We start from the raw sequence: 12,937 nt of genomic DNA, 5'->3' as shown, positions 1-12,937 counted from the left end.
GGCTCCCCGATAATAACTTTGTGAAAACAATTAAAGCCAAATAACATGGAAAATCAAGCATCAAAAATCGTTAATGAATTCTTAACAGCTGTACAAAAAGGAGATAACCAGGTATTAGGTGCGTTACTACATCCGGCAATAGAATGGGATCAACCCGGGCAAAACCGGTTTTCAGGTATTAAAAAGACAGTAATGGAAGTATTTCAGATGGTAGGAGGAATGTTCGAAGTTTCGGCCAATACCCTGGCATTAACCGCTGTAAAAGTCATTGCTGTTAACGGTAATAGTGTAGCCTGCCTGATCCATTGGGAAGCCACGAATCCTGCAGGAAAAGTATTAAATGTAGATAACATAGACGTATACACGGTAGAAAATAATCAGATCGTAAAAGCTAAGATTTATTCAGCAGACGTATTACAGGAAGATAATTTCTGGGGCTGAGAATAAATGTAAAGTCTGAGAATTGCTAATGATCAATAAACCGTGATAACCAGCTGAAGTATAATAAAGATTTACTCTAAACTCTTATCCTTAAAGATTAAGTATATGCTTCCTGTTGCGGGCATTCAAATATCAACATTTAATTAGCTGGCATCAAAATTGGATATAAGACATATACAGGCCATATTGGCTATACAACTTTAAAATATAATTGTTTATGAACTCACAAAAACTCCGTGCAGGTTTCTTTGTTGCTGCAATCACAGTTTCTGCCGTACTTGTTGGCCACAATGGTATGGCACAGGGTATTGACAGCACTGCTAAAAAAATAGGCAATAAAACAGCTTCAGTGGCTGTAAAAGGTGCGTCAAAAATAACCGACAAAACATATAAAGGTAAAGAGGGTCCGGGTGGCCAGACCGTTTATATTGACAAACATGATAAGAAATATTATGTTGACGAAAAAGGTAAGAAGATCTACCTGAAAGCGTCAGAAATACATGATAAAAAAGACTAAGTGCATAAATAAGAAATGCCCCTTATGTGATGTTACATAAGGGGCATTTCTTATTTAAATTAAAGAGTTATTTATAACCGTCGCTTTGCTCTAGCTTATATTAATTTATCCGGTTTATTCGCCTTCACTTAGTTCAAGCCAGCGCATTCCCTTTTCATCCAGCAATTTGATCACCTCGCCTACTCTGCGGGATAATGGCTCCAGTTGATCATACGGAATGGTTCCGCCTGCTAATTGGCTATCTATACCTTTCTTTTCGGTTTCAAGATCCGCTATCTCTTTTTCCAGTAATTCAAGTTCCCTCTTTTCCTTAAAAGACATTTTCCGAACCTTTTCAGCAACAGGAGCAACCATAACCTTTTCCTGCACGGGTGCCTGTTTTTCAACAGGGTTTCTGCTCTCTTCTTTTTCCCTTTCACCTCTTTCTTTATCCCATTCCCTGTATTGGGAATAGTTGCCCGGGAAATCCCTTACTTCACCGGCCCCTTCAAATACAAACAGGTGATCCACTATTTTATCCATAAAATAACGGTCATGGCTCACAATGATCACACAGCCAGGGTAACTTTGAAGAAAATCTTCCAGGATACCAAGGGTAGGCAGATCAAGGTCATTGGTTGGTTCATCCAGTACCAGGAAATTTGGATTACGGAAGAGGATGCTTAACAGGTGCAATCTCCTTTTTTCCCCACCACTCAGTTTAGAGATATAGGTATACTGTTTTTCAGGAGTGAACAGGAAAAGCTCCAGAAACTGGGCTGCGCTAACCTTGCTACCATCTGCCAGCGGGAAGTTTTCGGCAATGTTCTTTACGAACTCTATTACCCGCATATCCTCTTTCACGATCAAACCACGCTGGTCATAGTTACCAAATACAATGGTTTCTCCCACATTGATTTTACCGGAATCAGCCTGTTCCAGTCCCAGTAACATATTTACAAAAGTGGATTTACCCACCCCATTTTTACCTACGATACCTACACGTTCTCCTTTTTTAAAGGTATACTCAAATCCTTTTAGGATCACCAGCTCGCCATAGGCTTTATATACCTTCTTCAGTTCCAGTATTTTACCTCCCAGGCGCGTCATTTTCATGTTCAGTTCCAGTTGCTGGGTTTCCAGCCTGGCGGTAGCCTTTTCCTTTACATCATAGAAAGCGTCCTGTCTTGATTTTGACTTGGTAGTACGTGCTTTAGGCTGCTTACGCATCCATTCCAACTCTTTCCGGTACGTATTACGGGCTTTTTCTACGCTGGCTTTATCCATTTCGTCGCGGGTAGACTTCTTCTCCAGGTAGTTTTCGTAGTCGCCTTTATATATGAACAGCTTCTGCTGATCTATTTCCATGATTTCGTTACAAACGCTGTCCAGGAAATAACGGTCGTGCGTTACCAGCAACAGGGTCACATTTTCCTGATCCAGGTAATTCTCCAGCCATTCGATCATGGATACATCCAGGTGGTTGGTAGGCTCATCCATGATAAGGAGGGTATGCCTATGTTCGAATCCTATATCAATCAATACTTTAGCTAATGCAACACGTTTTTGCTGTCCGCCAGAGAGGGTGCTTACCTCCTGATCCAGGTGGTGAATGTTCAGTTTGCCCAGGATTTGCTTCACTTTGGTATCGAAATGCCAGGCATTTAGCTCATCCATACGCTCAATCGCCTCTGTAAATCTATCAATATCAGGCTCTTCTTCATCACTCAGCAGTTCGTATTCTTTAATCGCCTTGAGGATCGGGTGATCCTGGGCAAAGATATTCTCAAGGATGGTCTCCCCTGGTTTAAAAACTGATTGCTGCTCCAGCATTACTACTGTTACCCCTTTGTGGATCCAGACAGTACCTGAATCGGGAGATTCTTGTCCGCAAAGAATACGCAACAGGGTTGATTTACCGTGGCCATTCAATGCCACCAGGGCTATTTTATCCCCTTCTTCAATGTGAAAAGAAATATCCTTGAACAGCGGCCCTGCGCCGTAACTTTTTGTGAGTCCTTCTACCGTAACATAATGCATTGCGCGAAGTTAATAAAATGTGGGGATGGGAGGACATGGGTTATAAAAAGAGAGTGTAAAATTAATAAAGCACTTGAGAATCGTTTAATGAAGCATTACGCCTAAATAAAAAGGCTGTATCATACTTTGGATACAGCCTCTCAAATACTTTTCAATTGTGGAGATCAGATAAATTCAGATATTTCATTCTGCGTCGGGAAAGGAATCAGTATGTTCCTGATACTGGAACTTCTTGATATTTTCTCATTTTCATCTTTCATTTTCCTTTCGTGGGTAAGGAATTGTTTTAGCAGCTGAAACATGATAATAATAGTGAACATTATCATGCCATGTTGTGCAATAACTGGCATAAGAGGGAAGTAGGATTCTAATGCTACTAAAACAAATTTAATGTTTTAAAGCTTCCGGCTTCCCCACCTGTTCGTGTTAAAATTATATAACGTCACGAGGCCACACGATTTAATAACGTATTGATCTTGCTCCTCAATCCGGCTTCACTCTCAGTTATAACACCTACTTAACTACAACGAAAGAGTGATAGTTTAGAAATCATAATATAGCTGCCGGAAGCTGCTACGCAGGCCCACCTGGAAAATAAATTCATTATTTTTCCACGCACTATTCTTCTCCTGACGAACGGTGACAGAACATTCCAAACGAAGATTATATTTAGGGTTAAGTAAATAAGCGACTGTACCTTGCAAATTCGTCAGGTTAGTTTTCAAGCCCTGACCAACATGGTTACCAAAATCTTCGGCTCTTGTATAATACGATTCAAAAATATTTTTACCATAATTAATACCTGCAGAATCCAGTCCATATTGAGCAATAGTTATCTGTCCGCGCAGAAACAGCCGTTTGTACTGGTAATCGGCAATACTTAGCCATTCAACAAAATTAGCGCCCTGAGGGTGTGCTAGTGGCTGATTATAGTGCCCGTAATTATTTAATGTTGTACGCTGGGAATAGGTATAAGGTCTGGCAGCATTTCCTTCTGTTAAGAAATTAAGATGCTTTATTTTGAAGATGTTATTAGAGCGGAAACCCAACTGTCCGCCAAATTTATTTGCCCACCAACCAGTGCCACTGGTTATTTCCTTAAACACAAATTCATCCAGTATAAACTGTCCATACAGGGTACTATTGGCAGACGGGGCATATTTAAGATTAAGACCCAGCAACGCATTATCAGGAGAGCCTACAGAGAACTCTACAGGACGCAGAAATACGATGGGATTGATATAACTGGCATCAAAACCTCGTTTTCCTGAAGAATCTGAATCCTGCCAGATCACGGCTTCAAATAAACCTATTGATACCTTCTTACTGACATTCCAGTCAAGATAGTTAAATACCCCCCATTTCTTACGGTAACCGTTATCGTAAGAAGCTGCGGGATACTTCATATCTATAAATTGCGCCCACATAGTTGTATATTGAATACGTCCTACATTTGCTATAATCTTTAAGAAAGGATAGTTAAATGACGCATCTGATAAAAGCATGGAACGGTAACCATCTCCGATAAAATTCTTATCATACCCTAACTGGAAGTCAAAATATTTACCTGCCTTATAAGTAAGCAAGGCTGAAGAGTAGGCAAAATCAAAGGCTTTCCCATTGGAGTAACTCTTCCATGCACCCTGACCGGGTACTATACTATTTTCACGACCGTAAGCATCAATATATCCTGGAAACTTCCCCTGATTCTCATAAAATTCCGCCCGGAAGGTGAGATTCTTCCCTATCGTACCACCGGCAATTACTCCACGGGTATTAAGCCAGGTACCATTATTTACACTACTATGTCCCAGCTGAAGGTCCGGTAATATACTAGCATAGAACGTATAATCATCCTCGTTTACCTCCAGCAAATGTTCACGGAATAGCTTACGGTATAACCAGCTTTGTTTGCGGGTTGTATCTCCCTGTGGGAGATCGAATGTGGGTTGAATATTGTAGTCCCGCTGGGAAGAGTGATAACCGCTGGTATCCGCAGTACCATGATAAAAGCCCAGCGAATATTGCCTGCCTGCACTTTGCGCATTCGCAGACAAATTAACGGCCAGGCAACAGAATAGTAGCATGGCCGAAGGGGTAATACATTTCTTGAACATAAGTTTGAATTTGCTTGCCTGATGCAAATATATTTTCTTTCTGTTAAAAAATGTCTTTCTGAAGATTAAAACGTGCTTATAAAAAATTTCAGATTGCTTTTTAGATACTTAACGTCTTTTTTGATTTTAGATCCTCATAAACATCCTCTATTCCTTTCTTCAGTTCTGTTCTTGCCTTCCATCCAAGATTATTCAGTTTAGTAACATCCATCAATTTCCTGGGCGTACCGTCTGGCTTTGATGTGTCAAAAACCAGGTTACCTTCATAACCTACTATTTCCTTTATCAGCAGCGCAAGATCTTTTATACTGATATCTTCTCCTATACCGATGTTTACCAGCCCTTCATCATTATAATTTTGCATGAGATAAAAGCAGGCGTCTGCCATATCATCCGCATGCAGGAATTCTCTCAGCGGACTACCGGTACCCCATATTACCACTTCCGGAGACCGATTCACCTTTGCCTCATGGAACTTACGTAACAGTGCCGGCAATACGTGTGAATTATTCAGATCATAGTTATCATTAGGTCCATATAAGTTAGTAGGCATCACTGAAATGAAATTACATCCATACTGAGCTCTGTAGGCATCACACATTTTAATACCTGCTATTTTCGCGATAGCATAAGGCTCGTTGGTGGGTTCGAGCAGACCGGTAAGCAGGTATTCTTCCTTCAATGGCTGAGGTGCCATCTTAGGATATATACAAGAAGAGCCCAAGAACATCAGTTTGGTAACGTCATTCATATAGGCATAGTGGATGACATTATTTTGAATCATCAGGTTTTCATAGATAAATTCCCCCCTATAGGTATTATTGGCAACAATTCCACCAACTTTTGCTGCTGCAAGAAATACATAATCAGGTTTTTCCTTCTCAAAGAAAGTACTTGTTGCTTCCTGGCTACGGAGGTCCAATTCCTTTGATGTTCTGGTAATGATATTATTGAAACCATCTTTTTGCAGACGCCTTACAATGGCAGAACCTACCATTCCACGATGACCTGCTACATATATTTTGTCCTGCTGTTGCATTTGTTATTATTCAAATTGATTTAACACCTTATATCCTGCTTCTTTTAATAATTTTTCACGACGGAACAATTCAAGATCGGCAGCTACCATTTCCTTTACCAGCGCAGGTAAGTCATACTTCGGTTTCCAGCCAAGTTTAGTTTGAGCTTTGGAAGGATCCCCTATCAGAAGCTCTACTTCAGTAGGACGGAAATAGCGAGGATCAATAACTACTACTTCCTGACCAGGTTTACAATCTGTGACATGAGCTGCAACACTTCTGATAATTCCTCTTTCATCTATACCACTACCTTTGAACTCCAATTCAATACCTGCTTCAGCAAAGGCCATTCTGATAAAATCTCGTACAGTCGTAGTTATACCCGTAGCAATTACAAAATCTTCCGCTTTCTCCTGTTGCAGAATCAGCCACATCGCTTCCACATAATCCTTTGCATGTCCCCAGTCTCGTTTGGCATCCAGGTTACCCATAAACAGTTTATCCTGCATACCTAACGCTATTTTTGCGACCCCACGAGTAATCTTGCGCGTCACAAAAGTTTCTCCGCGTAACGGACTTTCATGATTAAATAAGATCCCGTTACAAGCAAACATATTATACGCCTCTCTGTAATTAACCGTAATCCAGTATGCATACATTTTTGCCACTGCATATGGAGAACGCGGATAGAAAGGCGTGGCTTCCGATTGTGGAACTTCCTGCACCAAACCATATAACTCTGATGTAGAAGCCTGGTAAATTTTAGTTTTTTCAATAAGGCCCAATAAACGCACTGCTTCAAGTATCCTCAGCGTTCCAATACCATCCGCATTTGCTGTGTACTCCGGGATTTCAAAACTAACCTGTACATGGCTCATCGCACCGAGATTGAAAATCTCATCAGGCTGAACCTGCTGAATAATGCGGATAAGGTTGGTCGAATCCGTCAGATCTCCGTAATGAAGTTTGAAATTTACCTGCTGTTCATGAGGATCCTGGTACAAATGATCAATACGGTCCGTATTAAAAAGAGAACTACGGCGTTTAATGCCATGTACCTCGTACCCTTTCTTTAATAATAATTCAGTCAGATATGCACCATCTTGACCAGTTATACCTGTAATAAGTGCCTTTTTCATTCTATATCATCTTGTTTAGGAAATCGTATCAATTGTTCTTTCTAATCCTTCTCTTAATGTGTAAGGAGCTTTAAAACCAATATTTATGATTTTACTTGCAGAAAACTGGGTTGTTGAACAAAACTTCTTTATTCTTACACTACTAACCGGAAACTTCCTACCCGATAATTTAGCCAAAATATCAAATGCTATGCCCCCAAGATAACCGATAAAATAAGGAATTTTAATTCCTGATTTATGTCTCCCAATCTTATCGTATACAACATTTATAAGTTCAACTGTTGAAAGGTCTGGTTTATCAGCATAGTTAAAAACATGATATCCCTTGTTTCCTTGGTCTACCCAGTATTTAATAAACGTAACTATATTCCTGACATAAGACATTGACTTCTTATTTTTCCCATCGCCTATCATCAAGAATCTACCTGTTTTAATTTGTTTTAACAGATTATATACATTCCCCCGGTTCTTCTCTCCAAAAACGACTGTAGGTCTAAGGATCATAACAGTACGTTTCTCTGGCTGTCTGCTATGCCATTCTCTCAATATTTCCTCTGCAGCCCATTTACTTTTTCCATAATGATTAAATGGATCTGCGGGACTATCCTCATCAGGTTCATCCTTATCTAATCCATAAATCGCTACAGAACTTGTAAAAATAATATTATTGATGTTCATTTCATCCATTATTTCCAACACATTCCTCGTTCCCTCTACATTAACATCATAGTATAAAGAAGTCGGTGTAACATTATCTGTATGTTCAGCCGCCAATAAAATTACAATATCCGTATCCTTGGGTATTTTTCTCAACGATTCCTTATTGCGAACATCCGCTAACACCGTAAGCTCTTTAAATGTTTCGCTTTCCTTCTTATCCAGATTGGATATTATATAGTCTGTTTTAAATTTCTCGATAAGTTCCGTTCCAATAAATCCAGAACCGCCGATGAATGTAATTTTATTCATTAGAATGTAGCTTAGTCAAAACAACCTTGTTAATTTTACGTCGTTCCATATCAAATATCCAGCCCCACTTATTGAAGTATTTAATCATATTTACTATATGAATCCGCAATAAATTGGGATTTGTATATGATTCTCCCGCGTGCTGATGTATTATAGAAACTGATGGATAAAATATGGTCCTAGCCACTTTATGTATTCGCCTAGTAAGATCAATATCCTCCGGATACATAAAAAATCGTTCATCAAACAATCCCGCCTTCTTTAAAACATCCACTCTCAACATCATAAAACAACCTGAAAGATAAGGCACATCCATTATGCGGTCATAATTAGTGAACTTAAGCTGAAATCGGTCAAAACGTTTCTTAACCAGATTATTTGGTATAAAACGTTTAAAAATAAGGTCAAAGGGAGTAGGTAAAAGTTTGCATACATACTGTACAGAGCCATCCGGATAAAATACCTTTGGCATTACATGGCCTATATCAGAGTTTGCATCCATAAACCGAAGTAACTCCTCTAACACCACTGCTTCAAAAACAATATCAGGATTCAATACCAAATGATATTTAATACCTGCCGCCATTGTTTTTCTAATACCAATATTATGGGCTGCGCCATAACCAAGATTACCGTTATTAAATATATAGTTCACCTTTTCATCAATCAGATGATTATAGGCCGCTGTCTCCTTCGGTGAATTATCAATCAGGAATATCTTTATTCTAAGCGAACTCTTTAAAAGGCAATCAACCAGATTACGGATAAGCGTTTCATCAGTATTATAAAGGACAATAGAACAACTTAACTGGTAATCAATCATAAACTTTACTTTATTAAATCAAACTCATAAATACAATAATTTATTCAGAATTCTGCCACTCGAACCTGACTTATGTAGTTAATTAAATTTTAAAAATCCTGAAATACGTCCTCTAAATGCAAGCATCCTTTTATTCGCCATCTTTAAGTCTCCCTTCAACATTTCCCCAATACTCAGAAAAAACTGATAACCGCATGATGTAATGAAAATTAAAAGAAATTGTATCAAAGGATTTTTTCTGAATGTAGCACCATAACCAAGAGCATAATAGTAGGTCTTCTCAGCAGACATAGCATTTACACCCGGTTCAGGATGCCATATATCTATATCCGGAACAAAATATACCGTCTTTTCCCTCTTCAACAGCTGCATAATATAATCCAATTCCTCTCCAACACCGTATTGCGATCCTACACCAAATCTTTCATCAAAAAATAATTCTTTATCTCTTGTAAAACAAGTTATTGCGGAATAATTCAAGTGAAAATTGAATTTATTCAATTTCAGGAACTTATCAGACCAGTTCCTCATCACGTTCTTTTTATGTTTCCTATCATAAATACGGCCATATACAACATCTGCATTTGGATACTTTTTAAACTCTCTTATAGCACTCGATATTGTATCAGTGTAATACAAACAATCATCGTCAGGAAAGGTCACTAAATCAGCTTTCGCCAGTTTAAGCCCATAATTTTTGCTATAAGCAATTCCTTTTATGCTTACCTTCTTATGCAAAAGAATCAATTTTCCTGCAAATTGTTCAATTATCGAGGATAAATCGATCAAATCATTCTGATCAACAACAATAATCTCAACACGCTTAAGATCATAATCTTGTTGTGTAAGACTTGTCAATAGATCTTCTAATTCCTTCTGACGGCCGTATGTAGGTATTACAAGGCTTATATCAAACATCTTTCTGAAATTAATTGGCTGATGACATCATATTTTACCACTAAAAATTTTCATAATTGTTAATCCAATATTCTTCTTAACAGATCTTTTTAATAAAGAAAAGAAAAGCATATCACCACAATGTTTTGTCAACAGATAAGCACACTCCAACAATAATGCATCTTCAAACAAAGACCGGCTCTTTAATGCGGCCAACTCGATCAGGGATCTATGAAGTTCATTCTTGTACTGTTTTACAAATATTCTTCTCAATACTTTCACCTCCGCATTCATCTTCTTTAGTTTTCTGAAAGTAAAAGAATCCTCATGCAGTCTATAGCTAAAAATAAACTCATCAATATTACCTAAACGACCTCCTTTGTTAAAAAAATCCTGCCATAAAGAATAATCCTCTGCCTCCTGGAACCTTTTACCATAATGCATATTATTCGCCTGCCAGAACTTCTTTTTAAACATCACAGAACCATGCGCGAATGGAGGACATATTGATAAACAGGCAATTATCGCATTTGGATCAACCGGCACAATACAAGTATCTACAATTTTATCTTCTTTATCAATAATCAAATAATGACCTCCAACAATCTCAACATCATTATCAAGAAAGTACTTTACCTGTTTTTCAAATCTCAGCGGCATAGCAAGATCATCTGCATCCATCCTTGCTATGTAATCGCCTTCTGCCATTGCAATTGCTTCATTCAAAGAATAGACCAGCCCTTTATTCTCTCTCTCAATAACCAGGATCCTTCCATCCTGTTCAGCATACGCATTAATGATATCACTGCTATTGTCAGTAGATCCATCATTAACTATTATTAATTCAAAATTAGTGTAACTCTGATTCAGAATTGAGCGGATCGCTGCATCCAGATATTCACCACCATTAAATACAGGCAAAATTACACTAACCAAGTTATTCGTCGTTTTCATATCTTCATCCAGGTGTCTGGTATGATATCACTATCATCCTTATGATTAAACCATTTTTTGGGTGCAATAACCAATTTGCCAGGATTATTATTCAGCCATGCGCCCCACCAACTGAATGTACTGTTAGCAATTATATTGTATTTACATTTACTCATTAGCATAATGTCCATAAATGCGGCATCTGCATTGTTATCCACAAAATGAGCTGTTCCCTTACTGAAAACCAGATGTTCTTTCGCCCAGGGTAGGTCATCCGAAAAAATATAATAAAAGGGTGCCTCCATTCTCTCTTCTACCAGAGCGATCGCTTTCTGATAATAGTCTATATCACAGGTTCCATGAAATTTATTAGTAACCGCATTTGTTACATAATCCCCTCTCCTTATGTGAATACTAACCGCATCGGCATTCAGAATGCTATTCAATATTTGTTTATTATGACCATCCCACTCATCTTTTGCAGTAAATTCTCTTCTGATGACATCACCATACTGTTTAAAATATTTTTCTGATTGCCAGTAACCATCTAAGTATACTGGTCTGGAATTTCCTGCCAGTAAAGAATCGACATTCCCATTTTCCATGAAATGCGACGACTTTATTCTCCAAACTTTTTCCTGTATTCCAATAAGAAGCTTATTCATAATATGGCCATGCAAATCTAGTTTTACCGCTTTCAGCTCACTGGCCTCTACAAAATCCTGAACAACATTAAAATGATGCAGCTCATAATTACGAGAAGTCGTTAACCGTCCGGATTCTAATTCAGACATATCCAATTTTAAAGGCACATTCCATTGCAAAGATAACCTTCTGCCAAAAGCATATTGAAACATTTGGTTTCCCAACCCTCCTGTAATTTTTATTACTACCATCTTTAGTTATTGTATAACAACTTTATAATTCAAATAATCAACCACATTATATATGAATAAGTTTCTCACAGAATTATCCAGATATGAATTTGCATAATTACCTGCTGCATCAGTAAAATATAAGAGATATGATATATTCGAATAAATCAAAAAAGATATAAAAACAAAATGCAGTACCATATATTCATTCTTCTTCCAATTATTAAACCCGGAAAATTTCAAATAGGCCATTCCAATAAATGGGAAATAAGAATAAATATACCGCATGAAATTATGTGCATTGCTCTTATTTATCAGCAGTATGCAGAAAGCCACCACCTGTACAATAAGAAAAGTCTTATCCCTTTCATTCTTTTTTTTGTAGTAATGCCAGGCCAAGAGACCTATTAATATAGCATAGATAAAGAATGTGATAAGCAATCTTATACTCGAAGGCACATTGTAATCTTCATAAGTGAGCAACTTGTCTGTAATTGCTGCCGGAAATATTGGCACATTGTTAACAATCAGCGCGATAAACTTATTCAAATCTATAAAAGAAGCTAAAAAACAGAATATAAATATTATTTTCAGATGCCTACGGATAAACTTACTGTTCACGCTCCAGTATATTGGTAGTAATATTATAGAGGAAATATGTACAAGAATAGCAATTACAACAAACAAACTTCCCTTTCCTTTTTTCATTATGGCTCTTGCCACTGCATATCCGAATATAGCAGCAGATGAACATTGCTTGATAGATTCCGTTGTTCTTCCAAAATAGATCACACCAACCAAAGCAATTGCGACTGCAAATACCATTCTCCTCTTTTCATCGATGTCACATATATCCAGTAAAATATAATAAGTAATAAAAGAAAAATAATAAGTAATTGTTACCCAGAAAAGAGGTAGCATCTGCGGGTTTTCCGGGAATGTTTTGGCTAGAAGGAAATTAATACTCTGAAAGAGTGGATTCACCTCTCCCTCGAGAAAAATAGCGAATACAAAATCTCTAAAAGATCCAACATTGGCGAAACTCTGATATACAAAATAATACCTGTTAATATCTGTCTCTTCCTGGCTAATAGACTTCGTTGTATAAGATATTAACCCAACGCTGAGAGCTATCAATAATAAGAAGAACTTCACGACTCCTCCATTAAGCATGAACCTGGCTATTAC

The 12,937-nt window shown here is 37.8% G+C and carries 12 protein-coding genes; 2 read left to right on the top strand and 10 right to left on the bottom strand.

All coding sequences use genetic code 11. The features are described from left to right. Positions 1-45: 45 nt before the first annotated feature. Together BM176_RS20680 and BM176_RS20675 are read left to right on the top strand one after the other, a co-directional pair. Positions 46-441, top strand: coding sequence for a nuclear transport factor 2 family protein (locus BM176_RS20680; protein WP_090106242.1), 396 nt, complete (start codon positions 46-48; stop codon positions 439-441). 217 nt (positions 442-658) lie between these two features. Then, positions 659-958, top strand: coding sequence for a hypothetical protein (locus BM176_RS20675; protein WP_090106241.1), 300 nt, complete (start codon positions 659-661; stop codon positions 956-958). 114 nt (positions 959-1,072) lie between these two features. Here BM176_RS20675 and BM176_RS20670 read toward each other — a convergent pair whose 3' ends face one another. From BM176_RS20670 to BM176_RS20620, 10 genes are all read right to left on the bottom strand, one after another. Continuing rightward, entirely contained in the window at positions 1,073-2,977 is a 1,905-nt protein-coding gene (locus BM176_RS20670) for an ABC-F family ATP-binding cassette domain-containing protein (RefSeq protein WP_090106240.1), read from the bottom strand. A 542-nt stretch (positions 2,978-3,519) separates the two neighbouring features. Continuing rightward, positions 3,520-5,094, bottom strand: coding sequence for a hypothetical protein (locus tag BM176_RS20660; protein WP_090106238.1), 1,575 nt, complete (start codon positions 5,092-5,094; stop codon positions 3,520-3,522). A gap of 100 nt (positions 5,095-5,194) precedes the next feature. After that, positions 5,195-6,133, bottom strand: coding sequence for a GDP-L-fucose synthase (locus BM176_RS20655; RefSeq protein ID WP_090106237.1), 939 nt, complete (start codon positions 6,131-6,133; stop codon positions 5,195-5,197). Positions 6,134-6,139: 6 nt separating this feature from the next. Further along, positions 6,140-7,252 (bottom strand): GDP-mannose 4,6-dehydratase, encoded by a 1,113-nt coding sequence (gmd, locus tag BM176_RS20650; protein ID WP_090106236.1) that lies wholly within the window; start codon positions 7,250-7,252, stop codon positions 6,140-6,142. A gap of 15 nt (positions 7,253-7,267) precedes the next feature. Further along, a complete protein-coding gene (locus BM176_RS20645; RefSeq protein ID WP_090106235.1) occupies positions 7,268-8,221 on the bottom strand; it encodes an NAD-dependent epimerase/dehydratase family protein in 954 nt (317 codons plus the stop codon). Beyond that, positions 8,214-9,044, bottom strand: coding sequence for a glycosyltransferase family 2 protein (locus BM176_RS20640; protein ID WP_090106234.1), 831 nt, complete (start codon positions 9,042-9,044; stop codon positions 8,214-8,216). The genes BM176_RS20645 and BM176_RS20640 overlap by 8 nt, the downstream gene beginning before the upstream one ends. A 78-nt stretch (positions 9,045-9,122) precedes the next feature. After that, a complete protein-coding gene (locus BM176_RS20635; RefSeq protein WP_090106233.1) occupies positions 9,123-9,962 on the bottom strand; it encodes a glycosyltransferase family 2 protein in 840 nt (279 codons plus the stop codon). Between the two features lie 27 nt (positions 9,963-9,989). After that, on the bottom strand, positions 9,990-10,877 hold the full coding sequence (locus tag BM176_RS20630; RefSeq protein ID WP_218162253.1) for a glycosyltransferase family 2 protein: 888 nt from the start codon (positions 10,875-10,877) through the stop codon (positions 9,990-9,992). Between the two features lie 14 nt (positions 10,878-10,891). Continuing rightward, entirely contained in the window at positions 10,892-11,668 is a 777-nt protein-coding gene (locus tag BM176_RS20625; protein WP_177230471.1) for an alpha-1,2-fucosyltransferase, read from the bottom strand. A 108-nt stretch (positions 11,669-11,776) separates the two neighbouring features. Next, a complete protein-coding gene (locus tag BM176_RS20620; protein ID WP_177230470.1) occupies positions 11,777-12,922 on the bottom strand; it encodes an EpsG family protein in 1,146 nt (381 codons plus the stop codon). Positions 12,923-12,937 lie beyond the last annotated feature (15 nt).

Origin of the sequence: Chitinophaga sp. CF118, assembly GCF_900112615.1 — a bacterium.
In the GTDB taxonomy this organism is placed as follows: Bacteria; Bacteroidota; Bacteroidia; order Chitinophagales; family Chitinophagaceae; genus Chitinophaga.
Note: the sequence above shows the minus strand (reverse complement) of the source record. Positions and strands in the feature narration are given on the sequence as shown.